22 protein-coding genes are annotated in these 24,696 nt (G+C 64.5%); 5 read left to right on the forward strand and 17 right to left on the reverse strand.

Annotated features, from left to right (window positions below):
- Nucleotides 1–133: 133 nt before the first annotated feature.
- From IEW81_RS02300 to IEW81_RS02340, 9 genes are all read right to left on the reverse strand, one after another.
- Nucleotides 134–832, reverse strand: a complete 699-nt coding sequence (locus IEW81_RS02300) for a tetratricopeptide repeat protein (RefSeq protein ID WP_097060686.1) — start codon at nucleotides 830–832, stop codon at nucleotides 134–136.
- Nucleotides 829–1,896: a vWA domain-containing protein gene (locus IEW81_RS02305; RefSeq protein ID WP_097060685.1), complete on the reverse strand. Its 1,068-nt coding sequence runs from the start codon at nucleotides 1,894–1,896 to the stop codon at nucleotides 829–831. Before IEW81_RS02305 ends, IEW81_RS02300 begins: the two co-directional genes overlap by 4 nt.
- Nucleotides 1,893–2,873 carry a vWA domain-containing protein gene (locus IEW81_RS02310; protein ID WP_097060684.1) on the reverse strand — a complete coding sequence of 327 codons (981 nt, stop codon included), beginning with the start codon at nucleotides 2,871–2,873 and terminating at the stop codon, nucleotides 1,893–1,895. Before IEW81_RS02310 ends, IEW81_RS02305 begins: the two co-directional genes overlap by 4 nt.
- Nucleotides 2,864–3,343 (reverse strand): hypothetical protein, encoded by a 480-nt coding sequence (locus tag IEW81_RS02315; protein ID WP_143544661.1) that lies wholly within the window; start codon nucleotides 3,341–3,343, stop codon nucleotides 2,864–2,866. Before IEW81_RS02315 ends, IEW81_RS02310 begins: the two co-directional genes overlap by 10 nt.
- Nucleotides 3,330–4,217 carry a DUF58 domain-containing protein gene (locus IEW81_RS02320; protein ID WP_097060682.1) on the reverse strand — a complete coding sequence of 296 codons (888 nt, stop codon included), beginning with the start codon at nucleotides 4,215–4,217 and terminating at the stop codon, nucleotides 3,330–3,332. The genes IEW81_RS02315 and IEW81_RS02320 overlap by 14 nt, the downstream gene beginning before the upstream one ends.
- Before the next feature lie 45 nt (nucleotides 4,218–4,262).
- A complete protein-coding gene (locus IEW81_RS02325; protein ID WP_097060681.1) occupies nucleotides 4,263–5,279 on the reverse strand; it encodes an AAA family ATPase in 1,017 nt (338 codons plus the stop codon).
- Nucleotides 5,276–7,069 (reverse strand): proline--tRNA ligase, encoded by a 1,794-nt coding sequence (locus IEW81_RS02330; RefSeq protein WP_097060680.1) that lies wholly within the window; start codon nucleotides 7,067–7,069, stop codon nucleotides 5,276–5,278. Before IEW81_RS02330 ends, IEW81_RS02325 begins: the two co-directional genes overlap by 4 nt.
- Before the next feature lie 45 nt (nucleotides 7,070–7,114).
- Nucleotides 7,115–8,263 (reverse strand): flavodoxin-dependent (E)-4-hydroxy-3-methylbut-2-enyl-diphosphate synthase, encoded by a 1,149-nt coding sequence (gene ispG / locus IEW81_RS02335; RefSeq protein WP_097060679.1) that lies wholly within the window; start codon nucleotides 8,261–8,263, stop codon nucleotides 7,115–7,117.
- An 88-nt stretch (nucleotides 8,264–8,351) separates the two neighbouring features.
- Nucleotides 8,352–9,710, reverse strand: coding sequence for a M50 family metallopeptidase (locus IEW81_RS02340; RefSeq protein ID WP_097060678.1), 1,359 nt, complete (start codon nucleotides 9,708–9,710; stop codon nucleotides 8,352–8,354).
- Nucleotides 9,711–9,804: 94 nt separating this feature from the next.
- On the opposite strand from IEW81_RS02340, the gene IEW81_RS02345 reads away from it, so the two are divergent.
- Entirely contained in the window at nucleotides 9,805–11,001 is a 1,197-nt protein-coding gene (locus tag IEW81_RS02345; protein WP_229671199.1) for a serine/threonine-protein kinase, read from the forward strand.
- A complete protein-coding gene (locus IEW81_RS02350) occupies nucleotides 10,998–11,378 on the forward strand; it encodes a hypothetical protein (protein ID WP_143544660.1) in 381 nt (126 codons plus the stop codon). The genes IEW81_RS02345 and IEW81_RS02350 overlap by 4 nt, the downstream gene beginning before the upstream one ends.
- On the opposite strand, the gene IEW81_RS02355 is transcribed toward IEW81_RS02350, so the two are convergent.
- From IEW81_RS02355 to IEW81_RS02365, 3 genes are all read right to left on the reverse strand, one after another.
- The gene (locus tag IEW81_RS02355) at nucleotides 11,375–12,457 is read right to left on the reverse strand and encodes a 1-deoxy-D-xylulose-5-phosphate reductoisomerase (RefSeq protein WP_097060676.1); all 1,083 of its coding nucleotides are present in this window, start codon (nucleotides 12,455–12,457) and stop codon (nucleotides 11,375–11,377) included. The two genes, IEW81_RS02350 and IEW81_RS02355, sit on opposite strands and share 4 nt — an antisense overlap.
- 8 nt (nucleotides 12,458–12,465) lie before the next feature.
- The gene (locus IEW81_RS02360) at nucleotides 12,466–13,449 is read right to left on the reverse strand and encodes an FKBP-type peptidyl-prolyl cis-trans isomerase (RefSeq protein WP_229671200.1); all 984 of its coding nucleotides are present in this window, start codon (nucleotides 13,447–13,449) and stop codon (nucleotides 12,466–12,468) included.
- A 68-nt stretch (nucleotides 13,450–13,517) separates the two neighbouring features.
- Nucleotides 13,518–13,985, reverse strand: coding sequence for an OsmC family protein (locus IEW81_RS02365; protein ID WP_097060674.1), 468 nt, complete (start codon nucleotides 13,983–13,985; stop codon nucleotides 13,518–13,520).
- 51 nt (nucleotides 13,986–14,036) lie between these two features.
- Between IEW81_RS02365 and gabT the strand changes: the two genes are divergently transcribed.
- Together gabT and IEW81_RS02375 are read left to right on the forward strand one after the other, a co-directional pair.
- A complete protein-coding gene (gene gabT / locus IEW81_RS02370; protein ID WP_097060673.1) occupies nucleotides 14,037–15,380 on the forward strand; it encodes a 4-aminobutyrate--2-oxoglutarate transaminase in 1,344 nt (447 codons plus the stop codon).
- Nucleotides 15,377–16,339: an asparaginase gene (locus tag IEW81_RS02375; protein ID WP_097060672.1), complete on the forward strand. Its 963-nt coding sequence runs from the start codon at nucleotides 15,377–15,379 to the stop codon at nucleotides 16,337–16,339. Before gabT ends, IEW81_RS02375 begins: the two co-directional genes overlap by 4 nt.
- Nucleotides 16,340–16,365: 26 nt before the next feature.
- On the opposite strand, the gene IEW81_RS02380 is transcribed toward IEW81_RS02375, so the two are convergent.
- The 4 genes from IEW81_RS02380 to IEW81_RS02395 are packed head-to-tail and all read right to left on the reverse strand — an operon-like array spanning nucleotide 16,366 to nucleotide 20,499.
- The gene (locus tag IEW81_RS02380) at nucleotides 16,366–17,166 is read right to left on the reverse strand and encodes an ABC transporter permease (RefSeq protein WP_229671202.1); all 801 of its coding nucleotides are present in this window, start codon (nucleotides 17,164–17,166) and stop codon (nucleotides 16,366–16,368) included.
- Nucleotides 17,163–18,077: an ABC transporter permease gene (locus IEW81_RS02385; RefSeq protein ID WP_097060671.1), complete on the reverse strand. Its 915-nt coding sequence runs from the start codon at nucleotides 18,075–18,077 to the stop codon at nucleotides 17,163–17,165. Before IEW81_RS02385 ends, IEW81_RS02380 begins: the two co-directional genes overlap by 4 nt.
- On the reverse strand, nucleotides 18,077–19,276 hold the full coding sequence (locus tag IEW81_RS02390; RefSeq protein ID WP_097060670.1) for an ABC transporter ATP-binding protein: 1,200 nt from the start codon (nucleotides 19,274–19,276) through the stop codon (nucleotides 18,077–18,079). Before IEW81_RS02390 ends, IEW81_RS02385 begins: the two co-directional genes overlap by 1 nt.
- Nucleotides 19,276–20,499, reverse strand: a complete 1,224-nt coding sequence (locus IEW81_RS02395) for an ABC transporter substrate-binding protein (protein ID WP_097060669.1) — start codon at nucleotides 20,497–20,499, stop codon at nucleotides 19,276–19,278. The genes IEW81_RS02390 and IEW81_RS02395 overlap by 1 nt, the downstream gene beginning before the upstream one ends.
- A 184-nt stretch (nucleotides 20,500–20,683) precedes the next feature.
- Here IEW81_RS02395 and ald point away from each other — a divergent pair, with 184 nt between their 5' ends.
- Nucleotides 20,684–21,799, forward strand: coding sequence for an alanine dehydrogenase (gene ald / locus IEW81_RS02400; RefSeq protein ID WP_097060668.1), 1,116 nt, complete (start codon nucleotides 20,684–20,686; stop codon nucleotides 21,797–21,799).
- A gap of 12 nt (nucleotides 21,800–21,811) precedes the next feature.
- Here the strand turns inward: ald and IEW81_RS02405 are convergent, their stop codons facing one another.
- Complete coding sequence (locus IEW81_RS02405; RefSeq protein ID WP_143544659.1) at nucleotides 21,812–24,622, reverse strand: FtsK/SpoIIIE domain-containing protein; 2,811 nt, start codon at nucleotides 24,620–24,622, stop codon at nucleotides 21,812–21,814.
- Between the last annotated feature and the right edge of the window lie 74 nt (nucleotides 24,623–24,696).

Consider the following 24,696-nt stretch of genomic DNA (forward strand, 5'->3'; position numbering starts at 1 on the left):
GCGTCGACCGTCACCTGTCGCCCGGCAGCAGTGCTCGAACAGCGCCATGGTTGATGCGGCATCCGTTCGATACAGCACGGGACAGGCGTATCGCTCTCCTTACGCTGGAACAACTATTTTTATGAGTAGCCACTCACCACGGCTTCTCGACGGAGAACCCGCCGCCACCACCGCGATCCTGCGACTGCTCATCGGCCTTCTCCTGGTCGGCCTGCCCCTGCTGGTCCTGGAGATCCTGCAGTTGCTGATCCTGGCTGTTCGGCTCTCCGTCGCCCCGGTCGGGCTGCTGGGCGTCACGCAGGTTCTTGGCGGCGTCGATCTTCTGCTGCACCCGCTGCTTCGAGTCGTCGAGCTGCTGCTTCTTCTCCGGAGGGTCGCACTCCGGCCCGGCGGCATCCAGTACCGCCTGCGACGCTTCGTACAGCAACACGGCGCCCTGGTAAAAACCGTTGGCAACATAGATGTCCCCGAATCGCTCCCAGGTGAGGGCGAGGTTCAGCCGCACGTCGCATTTTCGATCCTCGGGAGCGAGCTCCAGTGCTTTCTCGAAGTCGTCGGTCGCTGGCCCGTAATACTGGTCAGCCGCGAAGGCGTCACCGCGGTTGAAGTAGGGCAGGTACGGCTCCACGATGTTGATGTCGAGCAGCGAACCCGAAATCTCGCCGCTCGAGGTGTACAGCCCGCTGTCGTAGGCGTCGATCGCCGACTGCGCGGTCGGCGCGAGGGTCAGGAGCTTCACTGCGGCGACGAGCACGAAAAGCACGAGAGGCAGGGAGATCCAGAACATCAGAAGGCGGCGGCGGCGAAGTTGTTCGACCGTGAGGGCTGTCATGACGCCCTCCTGGCGGGTCGAAGCTCGGCTATGGCGCCGCCGATCGCAACGATCTGCAGCAGGGCCAACAGGCCGAGGGGAATCGCGAAGATCCAGTACAGCTCGGTGACGGTACCGGGTTTCCCATCGTCTGCGAAAAGGTCGCCGACCTCGATTCCCGTCGTCGCGAGCGCGGTGGATGTCGCTGCCGACCTCTTCTCATAGACGATCCCGAGCCCACTCGCGATCAGCTTGAGCGCGGTCTCGTCGATCGTCGAGACGGCTTCGACGGGCGTGCCCCCCGAGAAGTCCTGAATGTAGGAGGGCGGCGGGGTATCCGTGGGAACGGGCACCTGCTCCTCACCGAAGAATCGCTCGTCGATCCCGTTGGATTCCTGCATCCGCCCGCCATCCGCGGTGCCGTAGCCGAGCACCGCGCCACCCTGGATGTACGGCGCGAGCTGGTCGAAGGGCTGCGGCTCTGCGCTCGAGGTCTGCTCGCCGTCACCGAAGTAGAACAGCACGCGACGCTGCTCGGGGTTCTGCGCGGCGGCATCCAGCAGGATGCCCGACAGCAGGTCGAGCGGTTCGTCGATGCTGCTCCCCCGCGAGTACGCCGAGACCTCCTGCCGAAGCACCGATGCGGCCGACAACACCGCGGAGCTGTCACTGGTGAGCGGCACCCGCTGCACCGCGACGGCGTCGAAGGTCACGAGGGAGAATTGCGCACCGTTCAGGTCCCTGACAATCGAATCGATATCGGCTTTCACGCCATCGAGCCGGGTCGGCGCCGCGGTGCTGCCTGATCCCTCGCCGTCCCAGTCCTCAGCCGCCATGCTGCTGGTCGTGTCGACCACGAGATACACCTCGAGCCCTCCCGAGGCGCTCGGCCCCTGGCCCTCGCCGAGGATGGTGGGGCGAACGGCGATAACGAGCAGAAGCGCAACCATGAGAAGTCTCGACGACCACAGGATCACGAGGCGACGGCGACGTCGGTTGACGACGAGCTGCCACACGGTCATCGCAGCAAGGGCCAGGCCGACGACGGCCAGCAGCCAGATCGGTGCCACGGGATTGACGGTCATCGCTTCAGCCTCCAGCCGAAGACGGAGAGCCCCACGAGACCCGCGAACGACAACCAGACCCACGGCTGTGGCTGCTCGATGACCTGCACCCGGGGTTGACCGGGAAGAATGGACGCCTGCTCCGAGGTAATCTGGTCGACCACGGCAGGAATGACCGATGGATCATCGAGCGCGTAGTAGGCGCCTCCCGTGGCCAGCACAGAGGTCTCGAACTCGTTCGCGAGATCGGCGAGATAGTCTTTGGCCGCCGCGTCTCCGGGGTTGATCCCGTACACCCTAATCCCACGATCGGCGGCGAGCTGCGCTGCCTGCGGAAGCGTGAAGATCTGCTCTCCGGCCACGAAGTTGTCTGTCACCATGATCACCGATCGCGACCTGTCTGCGGTGCCCTGGTCGAACCTGACCACACAGGATGCCAGCCCATCGCCCACCAGGGATGAGCCATTGCCGATGAGCGTGCCGCCATAGTAGGGCGCTGCGGGGTCATCGAATTCTTCAGAAAGCCGTTCGAGCTGCCTCGAGATGTAGTCGTAGTCCGTCGTCAGCGGGAAGTACGTCACCGCTGAGGCGTTGAAGACCACGAGACTTATGCGTTCGCCGGTGAACTCCGTCGCGAGCTCCTGGAACACCTCGAGCACCACGGCGTCGTAGTCGATCATCGAGCCCGAGACATCCAGGCACAACACGATGTCACGGTTATTGAGGTCGGGGGTGACGAGTGATACCGTCGCCGGCCGAGCTGTCAGCACTGCTCCCCCGGTAACGAGGGCGACCAGGCAGAGTGCGAATCCGGCCACGAGCAGCCTGTACCGCGACATGGCCCGCCGATAGGAGGGAAGCGCCGTGAGCCGCTCCCGGTGTGCGACGGGGATGCCGCCCGTCACGCGATGCCGTCGCCGGTACCACGCCACTGCACCGATGACGGCGGCGGCAGCCGCGATCCACAGCAGCGGGGCCCACCATGCGATCAGTGCCATGTGGTTACCAGCCTCTTGGCCTCGTCGACGGCACGGTCGACGCTCACGCCGGCGCGCACACCGAAAGCGCCCGGATACAGCTTCTCGACGGCCTGCGCGAGTGGCGTGAAACGTGTACCGCGCAGGTCTTTCAGGGTCATCTGCATCGTCTGCTGGCCTTCACGTTCGGCCACGTACGATCTCAGGATCTGGCTGAGCTGGTGATGTGCTTCCCGGGAATCGACGCGTCCGCTGGCGTGCTCGCGCCGCGTCCGGTCGATGAGTTCCAGATATTCCATGCGGACGGTTTCTGCCGTGCGCAGCGGACCAGCCAGCTGGTCTTCGGCAGGTCGCGTCGGCACGCGACCGGCCCTCGTCGACACGAACAGGAAAACGTACCAACCGGCCACCACCAGCAGCAGCACGAAACCGATGATTCCCCACCACGGCAGGTACTGCACTGGGGGAAAGAATTCGCTATCTCCTGGCATGCTTATGCGCCTCCAGGAGCCTGAACAGGCCGGGAACAACCGCAGCGCCAGAGGTAATCCGCCGGCTGCTGATAGTCACGCTCTCGAAGAACTCCTCGGTCGTCGTAGCCGTCTGCGTGACGGAGGACGCATACTCTGCCCGCAACGTCGAGTCATCCCGCAGGAATTTGGGGAGCGCGGCCGAGTCAGCCACGTCGTACATGGCACGCCCCGCCCACTCCTCGCGCATGAGATCGGCATCGCCGATCGTGAGCCAGAGAATCTCGTGCTGCACCGCGAGCCTGCGGACGAGCCGCTGCTCGTCGGAGGTGAGCTGCCTGTCATCCGCGATCACCATCACGATCATCCTGCGCCTGAAGGTGCGTGCCACATAATCGAGCTGCCGCGAGAGATTGCTCGGATCGCTCGACAGCGTCGTCGATGCATGGATGCGCTGCAGCATCCTTTCGAGGTGCGATTCGGTGAGTTCGGGCGCCATGTACCGGGTCGATTCCGCGGTTCCCGTAACGAGTCCGACCTGATCGCCATGCCGGATCGCGATGTAGCCGGCTGTTCCGGCGGCGAGGATCGCGAGGTCGCGCTTCGACTCACCACTCTCGGCGAGTGCCGCCATGTCGCGGCCGGTGTCGACCACGAGCATCAGCGTGTGCTTTCGTGAGGCGATGTAGCGCTTCGTGAGCGGCGAACCGTGCCGCGCCGTGGCCTTCCAGTCGATGTCCTTGAATTCGTCTCCCGGCACATAGGGCCGCAGGTCGTCGAAATCCATGCTTCGACCGTGGAACACCGAACGGTATTCACCCTCGATCAGCCCGCGCACCTTACGGTGTGCGTGAATCGACAGTTTCGTCCTGACGCGGCGCAGCAGGCTATCCACGGTCCCCGCCGTTTCTCATCGACATCGTCCCCGGGTGAGCAACGGTCAGGGAGCCTTCACTGATTCGAAGATGGCGTCGATGACGGTTTCCGGCGAGATGTTATCGGCGATGGCCTCGAAGTTCAGGATGATGCGGTGCCTCAGCACCACGTGCCTGAGCTCTTTCACGTCTTCCGGGATGACGTGATCGCGGCCCTCCAGAAGCGCCAGTGCGCGTGCAGCCTTGCTGAACGCGATGCTCGCCCGGGGGCTCGCACCGTACTCGATGCCGTCGGCCAGCTCCTGCGAGATATAGGTGGACGCGTGCCGGGTCACGTACACGGCAGACACGATGTAGTTGGTGATCGAGGCGTCGACGAAGACCTTCTTCACGGCATCCTGCAGGAAGAGCACATCCTCGATCGACACGGTCGGCGACTCCGGCGCGTCCTTGTCGTACACGCCGGCGTCGATCCTGCTGATGATCTCGATCTCTTCCGCGAACCCGGGATAGTCGAGCACCTCCTTGAGAAGGAATCGATCCAACTGCGCTTCGGGCAGGCGGTAGGTGCCCTCCTGTTCGATCGGATTCTGCGTCGCGAGCACAAGGAACGGCGTCGGCAGCGCATACACGGTGCCGCCGATGCTCGTCTGGCGTTCCTGCATCGCCTCGAGCATCGCGCTCTGCGTCTTCGCACTGGATCGGTTGATCTCGTCGAGCAACACGAAATTCGCGTGTACAGGGCCGAGCTGCGTCTCGAAGCTCTGGCGGTTGTAGTCGAAGATCTGGGTGCCGATGATGTCGCTCGGCAGCAGGTCGGGGGTGCACTGGATGCGCTTGAACGAGCCATTCACCGCGTCGGCGATCGCCTGCGCTGCCGTGGTCTTGGCGAGCCCCGGCACGCTTTCGAGCAGCACATGGCCGCCGGTCAGCAACCCGATCAGCAGGCTGCGCTTGAGGCTGGCCTGGCCGACCACCTTCGAGCCGTAGGCGTCACCGATCGTCGTCAGGATGGATGTCGCCCTCGCGAGATCGGCGACCGACAGGGTCCCAGCCGACAGGGTCCCAACCGCCGCAATCATGGCTGCGCCGCCAGGGCCGCGCCGAGCTCGATCATGGCCACACTCGTGCGGTCCCCGGTGCGGCGGTTCCACAACTCGACGGTGCCCTCGGCGGCATCCCGTCCGACGATGACGATGAGCGGTACTCCGAGGAGCTCTGCATCACCGAACTTGACCCCGGGCGAGACCTTCGGCCGGTCGTCGAACAGCACGTCGAAACCGCTCTCTTCGAGCGAATCGACGATGGTCTCTCCGATGGCCATGACGGCGACATCCTTGCCCGCGACCGCGACATGAACGTCGAACGGCGCCACATTCTTCGGCCAGATGAGCCCCTTGCCGTCGTTGTTACTCTCGGCGATGACAGCGAGGATGCGCGTGACACCGATGCCGTACGAGCCCATGGTGACCGTGACGAGCTTGCCGTTCTCGTCGAGCACCTTGAGCCCGAGCGCGTCAGCATACTTGCGACCCAGTTGGAACACGTGCCCGATCTCCATGCCGCGGGCAAGTTCCACGGGGCCGGAACCATCGGGAGCAGGATCGCCGGCGACCACGGAGCCGACCTCGATGATGCCGTCGCTGTGGAAGTCGCGCCCGGCGACGAGGCCGAACACGTGCTGGCCGTGCACGTTAGCGCCTGTGATCCACCCTGTTCCTTCAGACACTCGCGGGTCGAGCAGGAATCGGATGCCCGTGGTCGACCTGGCCGGTTCCCCCGTCTGTGCCGCTCCCAGGACCGCGCCGCTCGGTGACCAGGGGCCGATGTAGCCCTTGACGAGTCCAGGATGCTTCGCGAAGTCGCCCTCGTTGGCCGCCTCCACGTCGGCGGGTGCAAAGGCGACTTCTGCACGCTTGAGGTCGATATCACGGTCGCCGGGGATTCCGACGACAACCAGCTCGCGGGTTCCATCGAGGGCGGTCAGGGCCAGCACGATGTTCTTCAGCGTGTCGGCAGCAGTCCAGGCGCGGCCGTCCGGTCGAGGGTGCTTGCCGTTCGCGACATCCACGAGGGCCGCGATCGTCGGGGTATCCGGGGTGTCCAGTACTTCGGCCGGGGTGAGGCCGTCGAACGAGCGGGGCTCAGGCACAGCCGTCGTGAACGCCTCGACGTTGGCGGCGTAGCCACCGGCGGAGCGCACGAAGGTGTCTTCGCCGACCGGGGTGGGGTGCAGGAACTCCTCACTCCTCGATCCACCCATCGCGCCGGCATCTGCCTTCACGATCACGTAGTCGAGGCCGAGCCGCGTGAAGATGCGCTCGTAGGCATCGCGATGCTGCTGGTACGAAGCGTCGAGTCCGGCATCCGTGTAATCGAACGAGTAGCTGTCTTTCATCGTGAACTCGCGTCCACGCAGCAGACCCGCACGGGGTCGTGCCTCATCGCGGTACTTATCCTGGATCTGGTACAGCGAGAGCGGCAGGTCTTTATAGCTCGAGTAGAGGTCTTTCACGAGAAGCGTGAAGACCTCCTCGTGGGTCGGAGCCAGCAGGTAGTCGGCACCCTTACGGTCTTTGAGGCGAAAGATGCCGTCGCCGTATTCCGTCCAGCGGTTGGTCACCTCATACGGCTCGCGCGGCAGCAGGCCGGGGAAAAGTACCTCCTGGGCTCCGAACGCTTCAAGTTCGTCCCGGATGATCGCCTCGATCTTTCGACGGACCTTCAGGCCCAGTGGCAACCACGCAAACACCCCGGGAGCCTGGCGCCGGATGTAGCCAGCGCGCACCAGCAGGCGGTGGCTGGCGACCTCCGCATCGACGGGATCTTCACGGAGAGTGCGGACAAAAAGCTGCGAAAGGCGAGTAGACACCCGGCCATATTACCGGCGGCGGCTGGAGCCACCCTTCGGTGACGGCTAGCTCGTGAGCACCTGTGGAGACCCGACGGCACCCGCTGGCATCTCAGCCGCCAGGCGGTTCGCCTCCTCGATGAGGGTAGCGACAATGTCTGCTTCCGCCACGGTCTTGATGACCTCGCCCTTGACGAAGATCTGGCCGCGGCCGTTGCCACTGGCGACGCCGAGATCGGCTTCGCGCGCCTCGCCAGGCCCGTTCACGACACATCCCATGACAGCCACACGCAACGGAACCGTCATCTTCTCGAGCCCGGCGGTCACGTCGTTTGCGAGTTGGTAGACGTCGACCTGCGCGCGCCCGCAACTGGGGCATGACACGATCTCGAGCTTGCGCTCTCGCAGGTTGAGTGATTGCAGGATCTGGAGCCCGACCTTGACCTCCTGGACCGGCGGCGCCGAGAGCGAGACGCGGATTGTGTCTCCGATGCCCTCGGACAGGAGGATACCGAACGCCGTCGCGCTCTTGATAGTGCCCTGGAACTCTGGCCCGGCCTCGGTCACACCGAGGTGCAGCGGCCAGTCACCGCGCTCGGCGAGCTGGCGATAGGCCTTGACCATGACGATGGGGTCGTTGTGCTTGACGGAAATCTTGAAGTCGTGGAAGTCGTGCTCTTCGAAGAGGGCTGCCTCCCACACCGCACTCTCGACGAGAGCCTCCGCCGTCGCCTTCCCGTACTTCTGCATGATGCTCGGCTCGAGTGATCCGGCATTGACGCCGATCCTGATGCTCACGCCGGCCGCCTTGGCCGCGGCAGCGATCTTGCCGACCTGGTCGTCGAACTTTCGGATGTTCCCGGGGTTGACGCGCACGGCGCCCACGCCGGCGTCGATCGCGGTGAAGACGTAGCGGGGCTGGAAGTGGATGTCGGCGATCACCGGCAGCTGGCTCTTGCCCGCGATGATGTGCAGCACGTCCGCGTCGTCCTGGTGCGGAACCGCGACGCGCACGATGTCGCAGCCGGTTGCCGTCAACTCGGCGATCTGCTGGAGCGTCGCATTGATGTTGGTGGTTTGGGTCGTGGTCATCGACTGCACGCTCACCTGGGACTCACTGCCCACCCCGACCTTGCCGACCTTGATCTGGCGGGTCTTGCGACGGGGGGCGAGAGTTTCGGGAACTTTGGGAATACCGAGATTGATGGCTGGCACGCACCCCAGCTTACGCGGGCACGCTCACCACGGGCACGAGGTGCGCTTGTGGCGAAATGCTGGCATTGCCGACGTCGCCGGGAGTCGACTACAGGATCGAGATCGGCTTGACGATATCGGCATAGATCAGGATGACGCTCATCACGATCAGCAACGAGGCGACCACGAACGTGAGAGGAATGATCTTCGCGGTGTCGATCGGACCAGGATCCTTACGACCGAAAAGCTTTGCGAAGAAGCGCCTGATGCCTTCGAACAGCGCACCAGCGACATGGCCGCCGTCCAGCGGCATGAGCGGCACCAGGTTGAAGACCATGAGCGCGACGTTCAGTGACGCGACGAGGCCGACGAGGGCCGACGCCCGTTCGACGATCGGCACGGTGTTGAGACTCGTGATCTCGCCGGCCAGGCGCCCGACACCGACGACGCTGATGGGTCCGTTCGGGTCACGCTCATTCGGCCCGAACGCCGCGTTGACAACGTCGATCATGCGCTGGGGAAGATTCAGGATGAGGTGGGTCACCCTCGAGATGTTGTCGCCGACTGCGGGAAGCACGGCAGTGATGGGCTGCTGCACCACCTTCGAGGCCGAACCGATGCCGAGGAAACCGACTTCCTCTGTGATGGAGGCACCGCTCGAATCTTTCTGGATCGCGCCCTGCGCGTCGTAGACATAGCGTTCGGTAAGCAGGGGGGAGGCTGTCAGCGTCACCGGCGCTCCATCGCGATTCACCACGATCGACAGGTCGTCCGAAGCCGACTGCCTGATGATGGTTGTCGCCTGCTCCCAGCTGGTGATCGCAATGCCATTCATGCTGACAATCCGGTCCCCCGGTGTCAACCCGGCTGCGAGCCCTGGAGCCGGGGCCGACGACGGCCCGCACTCCTGTTGCTGGCTCGTCGCGGGAAGAACGCATTCCGAAACGCTCCCGACGGTCGTGGTGGCCTGGGCGAGTCCGAATCCGCAGAGCAGCACGGCGTACAGCACCACCGCGATGACGAGGTTCATGAACGGTCCACCGAGCATGATGATGACCCGCTTGTAGACGGGAAGCCTGTAGAAGGCACGACGCTCGTCGACCACGGCCTCTTCGCCGGTGGTCTCGTCGACGGCCACCATGGTGTCGGAACTGGAGGTGCGGGCATCCTGGACCAGGCTCTGCATGATGCCGGTCGTCGCCGTTCGCGAGCTGGCTCCCTCTTTGGCAGGGGGAAACATGCCAGCCATCGAGATGTATCCGCCCAGCGGGATGGCCTTGAGTCCGTACTCGGTTTCTCCCCGCCTGCGCGAGAAGAGGGTCGGGCCGAAACCGATCATGTACTGGCTGACCCGCACCCCGAAGAGTTTTGCCGGGACGAGGTGGCCGATCTCGTGCAGTCCGATCGACAGCGCGAGGCCGACGACGATGATCACTATGCCCAGGAGATAGAGCAGAACGGTTTCCACTGGCCCATGCTAGCGTCGCCGTCTCGATAACTCGCTGTGAACTGGCAGGGACCCTCCGAGCGCGTTTCTGCGGCGGGTTGATACGATCGATCGGGTGAACACACGAGATGACGACGCGACCGTAGGGTACGCGAACAGCGATGATGCATCGACTGACCGTCTCGTCGCTGGCCGCTACCGGCTTCGGGAGGTGCTCGGCCGCGGCGGTATGGCGACCGTCTACCGCGCTGACGATGAGTCGCTCGGACGAACCGTCGCCGTCAAACTCTTCCACGCCGGACTTGCCCATGCACAGGATGCCCGCCGCCAGCGCGACGAAACGAGCCTGCTCGCGAGCCTCAATCACCCGGGCCTGGTCACACTGTTCGATGCAGCCACCGATGGCGACGACGCATTCCTCGTTATGGAGTTTGTCGATGGGGATGATCTCAAGAACCGGATGCAGGTTGGTGCGCTCGACTCGAGGTCCACTGCGCTGATCGGTGCGGACGTTGCCCGGGCCCTGGCGTACATCCACGGCAGGGGCGTCGTGCACAGGGACGTGAAGCCGGCGAACATCCTGCTTGCCAGCGACCTGGACGCGTCGAAGCCCACATATGCGAAGCTCGCCGACTTCGGGATAGCCCGGCTGATCGATTCGACTCACCTCACAGCGACTGGTTCGCTCATCGGCACGGCGAGTTTCCTGAGCCCCGAGCAGGCAGAAGGAGGCGAGATCGGCGGAGCCAGCGATATCTACTCGCTCGCACTGACCCTCCTCGAATGCCTCACCGGCAACCGAGCCTTCCCGGGAACCGCCGTCGAATCCACTTTCGCGCGACTCAATCGAGATCCGGTAATTCCCGTCGAGCTGGGGCCAGCCTGGGTGGAGCTCCTCACATCGGCAACCGCCCGCACACCAGCGGCCCGACCCAGCGCGATCGAGTTCGCGCAGCGTCTCCAGGATCTGTCGGCGACCGACGCCACGCTCGTACTTCCGCTGTTTGCCGCACAGCCCGCCGATGGCACCCAGCAGACAGTGCGGATGGCGGTGGGACCGAATGAGACAGTGCCGATGTCATCGTCAGCGATTCCGCAACGACGCGCCCGAACGGTTTCAAGCCGCGCCCGAGCCATCGGGATTATCGCGGCTGCGGTCATCGTGATCTCGGCGGGCGTCGGCCTATGGTCGCTTCGGCCCGTCGATGCCGGCGCAGGTTCTGGGCCGTCGAGCGTGCCCGTCGTCTACCCCGCCACCGAGGGCGACCTCGGAGTCCATCTCGAACAACTACAGGAAAGCGTGGCACCGTGATGCGCCGGATTACCCTGATCGTGCTCGCAACGTGCGTCCTCCTGTCAGGATGCGCGGCAAACGACAGTTACAGCACCGATACCGCTGGTGCGCTTCAGGGTCGCGTGCTGGCGGTGTCTGAGGCCTCGGCCGCTGGCGATCCGGTGGCTGCCCTGGCGCACCTCGATGAGTTGCAGGCTTCGCTGCTCGACGCCTACGGCGCCGGTTCGGTGACCAAGCCTCGATTCGATGGCATCACTGCCGCCATCGAACTGGTGCGAGCGGATCTCGAACTGGCCATCAGCCAGCAGGTTGAGGTCCCCAAAGATGAGGACAAACCCGACAAACCCGACGAACCGGACAAACCCGACAGGCCGGACAAGCCGGGCGAAGACTAGTCCCGAGAGGCGAGTAACCCGTCGGCGTGCTCGCGAGCCCACCGTTCGGCCTCGTACACGGCATTCAGGTCCATGCCGTGCGGTTCGTGGGCATCGACGACGGCGGCCACCGTATCGAGGATGTCCAGGTACCCGATGGCTCCCGCGTGGAAGGCCAGCACGGCCTGCTCGTTCGCCGCATTGAACACGGCAGGGAAGGTCAAGCCCGCTTTGCCCACCTCTTTCGCGAGCGCGACGGCGGGAAATACCTCGGAATCCAACGGCTCGAAGCTCCACTGGCTCGCCGTCGTCCAGTCCAGCGGTGTGCCGACTCCGGGTACGCGATTCGGCCAGTCGAGCCCGAGGGAGATTGGCAGGCGCATATCGGGCGGGCTCGCCTGGACGATGGTCGAACCATCCACGAACTCCACCATCGAATGCACGATCGACTGGGGATGCACAGTGACGTCGATGCGGTCGTAGGGCACATCGAACAGGATGTGCGCCTCGATTACTTCGAGCCCCTTGTTGACCAGGGTGGAGGAGTTGGTCGTGACGACGAGCCCCATATCCCAGGTCGGATGCGCCAGCGCTTCGCTCGGAGTGACTCCTCGGAGTGACTCTCGAGTCCTGCCCCGGAACGGACCGCCCGACGCCGTCAACACCAGTCTCTGCACCTCGGCGCTGCTGCCGGAGCGCAGCGCCTGGGCAATGGCCGAGTGCTCGGAATCAACAGGCACGATCTGTCCGGGGGCAGCGGCCGCGGTAACGAGGTCGCCGCCCACGATCAGGCTCTCTTTGTTCGCCAAGGCAAGAGTGGCGCCGGACTGGAGTGCCGCGAGGGTCGGACCGAGCCCCACGGAACCCGTGATGCCATTCAGGATGACGTCTGCTGAGACATCCCGAACCAATTGGCACGCCTCATCGACCCCGAGCGCCGTGTGCTTGACACCGAACGCGCGCGCCTGCGTCATCATCTCGTCGCGATTACTGCCGGCGGCAAGCCCCACCACCTCGAAGAGGTGAGGATTAGCGGCAATCACGTCGAGAGCCTGGGTTCCGATGGAACCCGTCGACCCGAGGATGATCACGCGACGCACGATGACCCCTAGCCCAGGCCGAGGATGTCGACCACGAAAACGAGGGTGTCTGTTCCGCCGATCGAGGGCGGACGGCCCGCTTCGCCGTAACCCTCAGCTGGCGGGATGATCACGATTACCTGCGAACCGACGGTCTGGCCCTCGAGCGCCTTGGTGAACCCGGCGATGACCTGGGCGGTGTTGAACGGCGAGGGTTCGCCGCGAGCCCAGCTCTCGTCGAAGATCTCCTTCGTGTTCCAGTTGATGCCCTGGTAGTGCACGATCACGTCTGAGGCCGGCGGCACCTCAGCGCCGTCACCCTTCTTGAGAACCGCGATCTTCAGCTCGGTGGGCGGCGCCCCGTCGGGAATCGTGACGGTCGGGCGGCCGTCGTCGGCCAGTACCACCGTCGGGAATCCCGCTGTGGCCGGCTGATCGGCACCGTCTGCCTTGGGCAGTGGCGCGGTGGTGGGCCCATCGGTGGGCGGCGCCGCCTCGATCGAGACGATGTCGGCGACGAACACGAGATCCTGGCCCGGCTCGATGCCGAGGTCTGCCGATCCGGTCTCTCCGAATGCGTCGGCTGGCGGGATGACGCCGACGACCCTGGAACCGACTGCCGAGCATTCGAGTGTCTTCACGAAGCCGGGAAGCAGGTTCTCATTGAGGGGGAACGCGCTGAGCGTCGCATCCGTGTAGTCGGTGCCTGCGATGTTCACGCCCGTGGCACCGTTGAAGATGGAGTACTGCACGTTCAGGGTGTCGCCCTGCTGGGCGACCTTGCCGTCGCCCTTGATGGCGACGGTCCGCTCCGTCTTTTCGGCGGATGTCGGCGAATCGAAGATGACGATGGGAAGCGTTCCGATCTTACCGGTCGCCTTCACTGCGTCAGAGATCGAGCCGGATGGTGTGGGGGTACAGTCCGCCGCAGCGCCACCCCCTGAGGCTGGTGTGCACGCGGCGAGTGAGACGACGAGACCCGCGGTGACGAGCATGGTTGTAACGATGCGCAAGACGGCACCTTTCTGATCGGAAGTCCGGAGCAATACTTACGCAGTTTTCCTGAACGAACTGTGAACGCCTACGACGTGATGCGAAGAGTCGGCTCATGGCCCACAGGGAAGTTTACCGAACTGGCGATGAAGCACAGGGCACCCGCCTCGGCATGGATGGCCTGGGCTACCGTCGGATCTCCAGCCGAGATCGTGACCACCGGGCGCAGAGTCACCGATGTGAAGTGGCCGCCATCCCCTACCTGCCGCATCTCTCCTACGGCGTCGTCGACGTATTCTTCGACGATGATTCCGTGCTTGACCGCTACGTGCAGGTAGCTGAGCATGTGGCACTGGCTGAGGGAGGCGAGCAGCAACTCTTCGGGATTCCACCGTTCGGGTGTGCCGCGGAACGGGGTGTCTGCTGAGCCCTCGATCGGCGCATTGCCTTCGGCCGAGACCAGGTTGTCCCTGCCGTAATCCCGGTAGCCGGATGTACCGGATCCGGTGTTGCCCGTCCACTCGACGCGCACACTGTAACGATGCTCAAGATCCACCGAAAATCCCCCGTCGCGTGGCCCGTTTACTGCACATAGGCTCTAAGTATTATGACTGACATCCTTTCGACATACGTTTCACCGATCACCCAGGAGCGCAGGATCACGACGGCCATCCCCGGCCCGAAATCGGTCGCCCTGCAGAAGCGTCGAGAGGCGGTCGTCGCCTCCGGTGTCGCCTCGGCACTGCCCATCTTTGCCGAGCGCGCTCACGGGGCCATCGTCGTCGACGTCGACGGCAACCAGTTCATCGACCTCGGAGCCGGAATCGGCGTGGTGACCATCGGCCACACCGACGCTGCAGTCATTGAAGCCGCATCGAAGCAGCTGACCGAGCTGACACACGCCATGTTCACGATCACGCCATACGAGTCATACGTACGCGTGGCTGAATTGCTCGCCGAGCACACCCCGGGCGACTTCGCGAAAAAGTCCGTGTTGCTCAATTCCGGTGCAGAAGCCGTCGAGAACGCTGTCAAGATCGCTCGCTCCTACACTCGCCGCTCCGGCGTCGCCGTGCTCGATCACGCCTATCACGGCCGCACGAACCTGACCATGGCGATGACCTTCAAGGCGATGCCATACAAGACGGGCTTCGGACCGTTGGCACCCTCGGTGTTCCATGCGCCGGGTTCGTACCCGTACCGCGACGGACTCAGCGGAGCGGATGCCGCTGCCCGCACGATCACCTACCTGGAAAAGTCCATCGGCGCCTCCGACCTGGCCTGCGTCGTAGCAGAACCCGTGCAGGGTGAGGGTGGATTCATCGTGCCGGCAGACGGCTACCTGGTCGCCTTGCAGGAGTGGTGCACGGCAAACGGGGTGGTGTTCATCGCCGACGAGGTGCAGAGCGGCATGGCCCGCACGGGAAAGTACTATGCGAGTGAGCATTTCGGGCTCGTGCCAGACATGATCATCACCGCCAAGGGCATCGCCGGAGGCCTGCCCATCTCCGCCGTGACCGGTCGTGCCGAGATCATGGATGCACCGCATAAGGGCGGCCTCGGCGGCACGTTCGCCGGCAACCCTGTCGCAGCCGCGGCGGCGATCGCGGTGTTCGATGAGGTCGAACGCAGGAACCTCCTCGCCGAGGCATCCAGAATCGAATCGATCCTCAAGCCCGCGTTGCACGCACTCGCGCTAAAGTACCCGATCATCGGTGACGTGCGCGGCATCGGAGCCATGATCGCGATCGAGCTCGTGCAGCACGGTTCGCTCACCCCGAATCCCGCCGCGGTCGCCGCGGTCGCCGCCTACGCGGCACAGCACGGAGTAATCCTGCTGACCGCGGGCACGCTCGGCAACGTGATCAGGTTCCTGCCGAGCCTCGTCATCAGTGACGAACTGCTGGCAGACGCCATCGGCGTGATCGATGACGCCTTCGCGTCACTATGACGCATCGCGCCCTAACGCCGGAAGGAACAGTGGAGCTTGCCCGGCTCGAACGCTCGGGGATGATCGAGTCGCGCCATGCGGGTGCGGCAGTCGTCGTCAGCGGAGACGGATCGGTGCTCCGTGAACTGGGCGACGGATCGGCGCTGGTCTACGGCCGGTCGACCCTGAAGTTCCTGCAGGCCGTCACCATGCTGCGGGCCGGCCTGGATCTCGAGGGAGAGCAGCTCGTGCTTGCGGCGGCCAGCCATACCGGCACCCCGCGACACCTCGCGGTCGTCGAGCAGATCCTGGCTCGCGCGAGTCTTGGTGACGATGCGCTGAAGTGCCCTGTGGACTATCCGATCGACGCACCATCGAGATATTCAGCCACGGGTAAGCGCCGAATCACCATGAACTGCTCGGGAAAGCACGCCGCATTCCTGCTCACCTGCGTGCTCAACGGCTGGCCGACCGAGTCGTATCTAGAGCCGAGCCACCCGCTGCAGCGGGCGATCCGGGCCACGGTCGAAGAGTTCACCGGTGAACCTGTCGCACACAGCGGCATCGACGGCTGCGGTGCTCCCGTCTTCGCGGTCACGCTCCGTGGGCTCGCCCTGGCGATGTCGCGGCTCATCACCGATCCGGATGGCGCACGGCTCGCCGCCGCGATCCGGGCTGATTCGTGGGCGCTGGACTCCCCCGCGGTTGCCACCGTCATCGATTCACTCGGGCTAATCGCCAAGAACGGCGCGGAAGGCGTGTTCGTCGCCGTGACCCCTGAAGGCACATCCGTCGCTCTCAAGATCATGGATGGCAGCACCCGGGCGTCCATCGCTGTCGGCCTGTCGCTGCTCGCGTCGGTGGGGGCAGTGGATGCCGCGACGGCAGAGACCGTGATCGCCGAGACCATCGAACCGGTGCTCGGCGGCGGACTCGTCGTGGGCGGCATTCGCGTCACCGAGGCCGTCTTCGCCAGCTAGCTGCGAGGCGCCAGCTAGCTGCGCAACTACCCCTGCCTGGCGAGTCGCTTACGCCTGGCAGCAGCCGACAGTTGCGTCACGACGACCAGCACCAGTGCGAACAGGAATACCGCAGAGGCGATCACGTTCGCCTCGGGAGGCATGCCCTTGGCGGCCGCCGTGTAGACGAACACCGGGAACGTCTCGACACCGCCATTATTGAACCTCGTGATGATGAAATCGTCGAAGCTGAGAGCGAACGACAGCAGGGCTGCGGCGATGATGCCGGGCATGAGCAACGGCAGCGTGATTTTCATGAAGACCTGCGCGGACGAGCCGTAGAGGTCTCTACCCGCCTCTTCGAGGGCTGGATCAAGGCTCGCCACTCTCGCCTTCACCGTCACCACTACGAAACTCAGGCAGAACAGGGCGTGGGCGATGATGATGGTGCCGAGCCCCTTCGGAACGCCTACGCTCAGGAACTGTGCCGCGAGTCCGGCTCCGAGTACGACCTCGGGAGTAGCCATCGGCAGGAACAGCAGCAGGCTCATGGCGGAGCGGCCCCGGAACTTGAAGCGCACGAGAGCGATAGCCATCATGGTTCCCAGCACGGTGGCGATCAGGGTTGCGACGACGCCGACGAGGATGCTCGTACCGAATGCAGCACAGACGCCCTGCGCCTCGCAGACCCGCGTCCAGTTGTCGAGCGTGAATCCGACCCAGACGATGTTCGATTTCACCGACGCGTTGAACGAGAACACGAAGGTATAGACGATCGGGATCATGATGAAGACCAGCGCCAGGGCGCTGTACAGCGGCAGGAGCCACTTGCCGAGCGACAGCCTCACAACAGCTCCTCAGTGCCAGAGCGTCTCACGTAGAGCGCCACGATCAGCAGGATCAGCCCCATCAGGATCACGGACAGCGCCGAGGCCTGCGGGTAATTCAGCAACGAGATGAACTGCGACTCGATCACATTGCCGACCATCTGCGTCTGTGCCGAGCCGAGGAAACTCGCGCTCGCATTGATGTAGTCACCCGACGCCGGGATGAACGTGAGCAGGGTTCCCGATACGACTCCCGGCAGCGACAGCGGCAGCGTGACCCTCCAGAACGTCGTGGCGGGGCTCGCGTAGAGGTCGGATCCCGCCTCGAGGTAGCGCACGTCGAGGCGCTCCAGGGTCGTGTAGATCGGCAGAGTCATGAACGGGAGGAAGTTGTAGGTCAAACCGAAGATCACCGAGAACGCCGTGCCGGTCAGGTGCCCGTCGGCGGGCAGGATCGTGAGCGCCTTCAGTGCGGAGACGATGGCCGAATCATCCGACATCAATTGCTTCCAGGCGAGGGTTCGCAACAGGAAGGAGATGAAGAACGGGGCAATGACCAGCGTCAGCATGAGCGCCTGCAGCAGCGGCCAGCGGCGCGCCTTCACGCCGATGAAGTACGCGAGCGGATAACTGATGACCAGGGCGAAGAACGTGGCCGCGAGCGCGTAGCCGAACGCTCGCAGGAAGTGCGGCCAGTAGGCCTGGATCACGATCGCGTAGTTCTCGATCCTGAACGCCGTCTGGTACTGGCCGACGTCCCCGAATTCGATCGGTGCCTGCAGGGAGGTCATGACGAGCGACACCAGGGGCGTCAGGAAGAACAGCGCGAGATAGGCGAGCCCCGGAAGCAGCAGGATGAGCGCGACTTTCGATTTGCGCCGCGGCGCCGGGTCTGTCTGGATCGAGTTCGACCCGAAGGCTGCGAACGCCACTAGCGCTCCTCGATCTCCGCGAGGAGGTTATGCCTGGCCTGCATCGCAATCGTCGCGGTATCGGTATCGTCGGAGAACCTCGGAATCTCACCCGGTTCGTCAGCCAGCCCGAACCCGTGCTCGACCGTCCACGACACCCACACTTCGGCACCGGGGTGGGCCACTGGGCCGAAAACCATGTTCTGTGCGAACACCGTGATCATCCCGATCCCGGCAATGGCGACCTGGTACTGCGTGCTCACTCCGCTGAACGAGACATCCACCACCCGGCCCGGCCCGAGCACGTTGGTTCCCGCAGCGCTTTTCGGCGCCCGGGTGTGCAGGATGAGCTTCTCGGGGCGCACGCCGACCGTGACCTCCCCGGTGTGCCGCTGGGCACGCTCACGGGGAACCTCGATCTTCACGCCACTGATGTCGACCACGATCGACGTGCTCCCGCTGGCGGTGACGTCGCCGGTGAAGAGATTCGACTGGCCCAGGAAGTTCGCGACGAACGCCGTTCTGGGCAGCTCGTAAAGCTCCTCGGGGGCACCCATCTGCTCGATGCGGCCCTTATTCATCACGGCGACGGTGTCGGCCATGGTCATGGCCTCCTCCTGGTCGTGCGTGACGTGGAGGAAGGTGAGTCCGACCTCGTTCTGGATCGACTTCAACTCGAGCTGCATCTGGCGGCGCAACTTGAGGTCGAGTGCCCCGAGGGGCTCGTCGAGCAGCAGGAGCGCCGGACGATTCACGATGGCCCGAGCGAGCGCCACGCGCTGCTGTTGCCCGCCCGAGAGTTGCTGCGGCTTTCGTGTCGCGAGGTGATCGAGCTCGACCAGTCGAAGTGCTTCGTGCGCCTTCACGACAGCATCGCTGATTCCGCGACGCCTCAGGCCGAACGCCACGTTTTCGAGCACCGTCATGTGAGGGAAGAGCGCATAGCTTTGGAACACCGTGTTGACCGGCCGCTTGAACGACTTTGTATCTGTCACGTCGTTGCCGCCGATCAGGATGCGTCCTGATGTCGGTTGCTCCAGGCCGGCAACCAGTCGCAGGGTCGTCGTCTTGCCGCATCCTGACGGCCCCAGCAGCGCGAAGAACGACCCGGCGGGAATATGCAGATCGAGGTCGTCGATCGCCGTGAAACCGGGGAAGCGCTTATGGATCCCCACGAGTTCGAGATCAGCACCCTCCTCAGCGAAAGCGCTTTGTGCCATCACGCACCCAGCTTGACGCGCTGGAACTCGGCATTGAAGGCCTGGTCGTCAGCGGAATCCAGCGTACGGAAGATGTAGGAGTTGGCCAGCGTCTTTTCGCTCGGGAAGATCAGCTGGTTGTCGGCCACCTCCGGGTACTTCTCGGCCGCGACCGCCTGCGCACCCGCCACGGGCGTGATGTAGTTCACCCACGCCGCGACCTCTGCCGCTACCTCAGGCTCGTAGTAGTAGTTCATGAGAGCCTCAGCGTTCTTCTTTCGCGGGGAGCCCATCGGGACGACGAACGTGTCGCCCCAGAGCGTTCCACCCGAGTCGGGAAGAGCGAATTTCCACTTCTCGTAGCCTGCTTCGGCGTTGAGGACGGTGATGTCGCCCGACCACGCGATGGCAGCGAGCGCGTCACCCGACACGAAGTCCTGCATGTACTCGTTGCCCTTGATGCCCGAGATCTGGCCGGACGTGACCTGCTTCTCGAGCACCTCGATCGCATTGGCGTACTCGTCCATGCCCCAGTCGCCGGTCGAGACGTCGACGCCCTGGCTCAGCATGATCAGGCCCATCGTGTCACGCATCTCGCTGAGCACGGTGACTTTGCCCTTGAGGCTCGGATCCCACAGGTCGTCCACGCTCTTGAGACCGGCGGGCAGCTCTTCGGTATTCCACGCGATGCCGGCGAATCCGTTCTGCCACGGGAGCGACATCTTGCGACCGGGGTCGAAGTCGGGGTTGAGGAGGGCCGGCGCGAGGTTCTTCTTGTTGGGGATGTTCGCGGCATCCAGTTCCTGCACGTACTTGAACCGGATGAGTCGTGCGACCATCCACTCCGTCAGGCAGAACGTGTCGGCACCGGTCGCCTGGCCCAGCGCCAGCTGGTCTTTAATGGTGCCGTAATACGTGTTGTTGTCGTCGATGTCGACTTTGTACTCGACCGAGATACCCTCAGCGCTCTCGAAATTGATGAGCGTCGGATATCCGCCGGCGTCGTCTTCGTCGATATATGCCGGCCAGTTCGACCAGGTGAGGGTCTTATCGGTGTCAGAGACATCCGTTGCAGGCTTGGGAGCGGATCCGCCGGCCGGAGCACACGCGGCGAGCGCCATCGCTGTCGCCCCGATCCCCGCACCCTGAAGCAGGTGTCGCCTGCTCAGCTGCGATTTTTTGGCCTGCATAACCAGCTGGCGGATGATCGGATCTTCGGGAAGCGATTTCGGCAGTGATGACATCGTGGGCGACTCCTTCGCGCGTTGGTTGATACTTGCACACGAGTAGCACGAGGCACAGCTTTCAAGTGCAAAGCGCCCATTTTGTAACAAAAATTTCACGAAATCAGCATTGGAAGGGACGATTCTGTGCGGATTCCACGGTCACGGCTACTCATCGCGACATATCGCTACTACGCTGGGGCGCATGAGAGTGGCTGTCCCTCGGGAGATCAAAAACAACGAATTCCGCGTAGCGATCACCCCCTCGGGAGTGCATGACCTTGTCTCGCACGGCCATGAGGTGCTCATCGAGACGGGGGCTGGCCTCGGGTCATCCATCACCGACGAGGCCTATGTCGCTGCCGGAGCCAGCATCGCGCCAGACGCCGCATCCACCTGGGCTGCCGCCGACCTCCTTCTGAAGGTCAAGGAGCCGATCGCCGCGGAGTACGGGTATCTCCGGGATGACCTGCTTTTGTTCACCTACCTCCACCTGGCCGCAGAAGCCGAACTCACGAGCGCTCTCACCCATGCGTCCGTCACCGCGATAGCCTACGAGACCGTGCAGCTGCCGTCGCGAGCTCTGCCACTACTCGCTCCCATGAGCGAGGTAGCGGGGCGTCTCGCCCCAATCGTGGGCGCCAACGTCATGCTCAAGCCCAACGGAGGCCCCGGACTGCTCGTTCCCGGAGTTCCCGGAACGCATCCGGCGCAGGTGGTCGTGCTGGGCGGCGGTGTGGCGGGCACCAACGCGGTGTCTGTTGCGGTCGGCCTGGGCGCCGACGTGACAGTGCTCGATACGAACATCCAAAGACTGCGTGAACTCGATGCCCTGTACGCGGGTCGCGTCAAGACGATCGCCTCGAACGGCTTCGAAATCGAGCGCGCGCTTCTCACCGCCGACCTGGTGATCGGTTCGGTGCTGGTTCCCGGCGCGAAAGCTCCCAAGCTCGTCAGTAACGAGCTGGTGTCGAGAATGAAAGCCGGCAGCGTTCTGGTCGACATCGCCGTCGACCAGGGCGGTTGCTTCGCTGACTCTCGTGCGACCACCCACGCTGAGCCGACCTTCACGGTGCACGGCTCGCTGTTCTACTGCGTGGCGAACATGCCGGGCGCCGTGCCCAACACCTCCACGTATGCCCTGACGAATGCCACGATGCCTTACGTTCGCGCCATCGCGAACCTCGGCTGGAAGTCGGCGCTGCGGGCCGACCCCGCCCTCGCCCTCGGTCTCAACACTTTCGGGGGTGCCGTGGTCAATTCGCCTGTCGCTGCCGCCCACGGGGTCTCTCACATCGAGATGGCTGTCGCGCTTGCGTGAGTGATCGTCGGCTCACACCGACATTCCGGGGATTGTCGCGCGCCTGACCCTGTGCTCGCTCTCGAGCCAGACGTCGTTTGCTCCCGCGCTGAGCGGTGGCGGCAGCTCTCGCGACCTCGTCAGGGCCCGGTAGTCTGCGACCGTACACCGGTCGAACATGATCTCCGCCACCGGTCGAAGCGTCGGCAGCAGGCCCCACCGCGACTGCCATTCATCAGTGTCGCCGACAATGACCTGCCCCGGCCCGATGGTCAACTCCCACTCCCCGGGCACCAGGGACGCGAGGTGAAGCACCTCGAACCCGGCTGCCGACAGCCTCCTGCCGACAATCGAGGCGCGTGAGCTGACTATCGCCCATGGTCTGTCCGTGGACGGCCGCACCAGATGGTGGGCATCGGGTGATCGAAGCGGATCAGGATCGCAGACGACCTGCACCCTCGCGCCGTGCCAGAACCCGCCGCCCGGTGGGAGTGTCGCGTCGAACCGGGCGCCGTCTGCTCCGGCCAGCACGATGTCCGACTTGCTGGCATGCCTCAGTATTAGCCGCCCCGTTACGAGAGCAGCGAGCGGATGGATGTCGGCGGTCAACCTCTGGGCAGCCAGTACCACGACCACACCGCGCGCCGGGCCGTCGCGCAGCAGCCGCAGCAGCCGCTCGATTGCGGCGTCTTTGTGCTCTGCCGGAAACCTCGCCAGAAGCGAGTCGAGATCGTCAATAGCCACGACCTCGTCACGAGACTGTTCGAGCGCCGCGATGACGTCCCAGGCCCCGGCGACATCTGCAGGCACCAGCAGTCCGCCCTGCGCCAGCGCCGCGAGCGCCGTCGACTTCCCGCTGCGGGCCACACCGAGCACCAGAACGTGGCCGTCGAGTCGTGCATCCCATTCCGCAATGCCATGCCGCTGCTCATGCGGGAGATCGCTGAGCCCGAACGGCACGCGGCCAGCACCAATGCTGTGGGCGCCGAGGCCGGCATCGCGCCTGCTGAGGGACTCCGGGAGCGGATCGCACCACGGTCGTCTCGGCGCCGTCGCATGCTTCCAGCGCATCGCAATGTCGCTGGCATCGCCAGGGCCAGCCATCGCGAACTGGACCGTGCGGGGGCGCCCTCCAGCAAATCCGACCAGACCACGACCCACGGCACCCGCGGGAAGCTCTGCTGCCGCAGTCGTTCCCATGACCGCAGAACTGTCAGCGGCATTATTGACGCGCAGCGAGATGCGGAGATCGGCGTTGGCCAGCACCCCATCCCTCACGATCCCTGCTGGACGCTGCGTGCTCAGGATGAGGTGCACGCCGAGGGAGCGCCCTCGAGATGCGATGTCAGTGAACAGCGGATGCAGGTCGGGGTGCTCCCCCAGCATCGCGGCGAATTCGTCGGCGACGATGACCAGCCTCGGCAGGCTGAGCGGACCCTCCGGTGGGAGATCCAGGATGTCGCGCGCCCCGGCCCTGGCCAGGACGCGCTCGCGATACTTCAGTTCTGCACCCAGGCTCGCGAGCGCCCTGGCTGCTTCTGCGGCATCGAGATCGGTGATGATCCCCACCGAATGAGGAAGAGACGCGAGGGATTCGAACGCTGAACCGCCCTTGAAATCGAGCAGGAGGAAGTTGACGTCCGCCGGGGCGTGCCGCGCGGCCAGCGCGAGCACCCATGAGATCAGGAGCTCACTCTTGCCGCTACCGGTGGTGCCTCCGACCACCGCATGCGGGCCGTGCACGACGAGGTCGATCGTAACGGGACCGGCGGCATCCACCGAGAAGTCTGCGGCGAGGGTAGTGCTGCGCTCATAGTGTGCTGGCGACGGAAGCACGGACGCGAGCGGCACCAGCGTCGGGATATCGAGACCGAGCGACACCAGCCCATCCCTGGTCGCCTCACGAGCCGCCCGCGTGGCCCATGCGATCGCAGATTCTCTCGACACGAGTCCGGGGCTCACCACGCGGCGCTGGCTTCGATCAGGATGCCGAATAATCTCTGCCCCGGTGTCGTATCCGACCCTGATCACAATGCGACAGTCTCCGGGCAGTTCGCTCTCCTGGCGGGCCATGGCGACGAGCGCTGTGGCCCGATCTTCAGCAGCCATGCCGAACTCGGCCAGGTATCCCTGTCGGGGCTCCCGCAGCGCGCGGTGCGGAAGTGTGCCCACCCAGGATTCCGCCCGATCGGTTGCGGCAACCCAGTAGTCAGCTGGCGAGAGGGCCCAGGCGAGCTGGACAACGATGGCTCTCGCCACCGCCAGTGCCAGAACCCGCGATCCGCAGACTCCGATGCCGTATCGCGCATCCACCAGCACCGGTGCATCCTTGAGCACAGAAGCGAGGCTCTCGATCTCATCGAGGTCGGAATCGACCGCAGTAGGCGCGACGCGAGTTGGCGAGTCGAGCCGCAGGGTGCTTGGCACCGAACCGAGACCGGCACGGACCAGAATCGGCGACGCCGCGCCGGCCATCCAGCGATCGGGGTCTGCCCCATGGCTACTGGTGATCGCTTCGGCGCCCGGCCCGATCTCCGCGAGATCCGAGACTTCAGCGGTGTGGGCCGCACGGATCGCTGCGACCGTAGCCGTTGCATCCCGCGCGAATCTGGCCCGCTCCCGCTTCAGGGAGGTGCGGGACCCGAACTTCGAGTCGGCGAAGCTGGCGAGGGCGGTGACCGGCCCGAGGACGGCAAAAAGCAGGGCGAACGGTGAACTCGTGATGAACCAGAGGACGAGCGCTGCAACCAGCGGCGCGAGACTGGCGATGAGCGGAAATCGAAACGGCGGCGACGAACCCGGAGGTCGAGGCGCGGTAATTCGCTGGGGTTCGGGGCTGAGCATCACCGTAGACAACCACGAGCGAACGCGGGCTCCCGATCGAGGGATCAGGTCGGTGGATTTTCACCGCGGGGTCG

Origin of the sequence: Salinibacterium xinjiangense (genome assembly GCF_014645015.1) — a bacterium.
Classification (GTDB): Bacteria; Actinomycetota; Actinomycetes; order Actinomycetales; family Microbacteriaceae; genus Rhodoglobus; species Rhodoglobus xinjiangensis.

What these genes read in the sequence shown, in the direction of transcription:
- IEW81_RS02390 (WP_097060670.1), bottom strand. Translation starts at nt 19,276, where the DNA reads ATGGCACAAAGCGCTTTCGCTGAGGAGGGTGCTGATCTCGAACTCGTG.
- IEW81_RS02300 (WP_097060686.1), bottom strand. Translation starts at nt 832, where the DNA reads ATGACAGCCCTCACGGTCGAACAACTTCGCCGCCGCCGCCTTCTGATG.
- IEW81_RS02375 (WP_097060672.1), top strand. Translation starts at nt 15,377, where the DNA reads ATGACGCATCGCGCCCTAACGCCGGAAGGAACAGTGGAGCTTGCCCGG.
- IEW81_RS02325 (WP_097060681.1), bottom strand. Translation starts at nt 5,279, where the DNA reads ATGATTGCGGCGGTTGGGACCCTGTCGGCTGGGACCCTGTCGGTCGCC.
- IEW81_RS02405 (WP_143544659.1), bottom strand. Translation starts at nt 24,622, where the DNA reads ATGCTCAGCCCCGAACCCCAGCGAATTACCGCGCCTCGACCTCCGGGT.
- ald (WP_097060668.1), top strand. Translation starts at nt 20,684, where the DNA reads ATGAGAGTGGCTGTCCCTCGGGAGATCAAAAACAACGAATTCCGCGTA.
- IEW81_RS02315 (WP_143544661.1), bottom strand. Translation starts at nt 3,343, where the DNA reads ATGCCAGGAGATAGCGAATTCTTTCCCCCAGTGCAGTACCTGCCGTGG.
- IEW81_RS02310 (WP_097060684.1), bottom strand. Translation starts at nt 2,873, where the DNA reads ATGGCACTGATCGCATGGTGGGCCCCGCTGCTGTGGATCGCGGCTGCC.
- IEW81_RS02305 (WP_097060685.1), bottom strand. Translation starts at nt 1,896, where the DNA reads ATGACCGTCAATCCCGTGGCACCGATCTGGCTGCTGGCCGTCGTCGGC.
- gabT (WP_097060673.1), top strand. Translation starts at nt 14,037, where the DNA reads ATGACTGACATCCTTTCGACATACGTTTCACCGATCACCCAGGAGCGC.
- IEW81_RS02395 (WP_097060669.1), bottom strand. Translation starts at nt 20,499, where the DNA reads ATGTCATCACTGCCGAAATCGCTTCCCGAAGATCCGATCATCCGCCAG.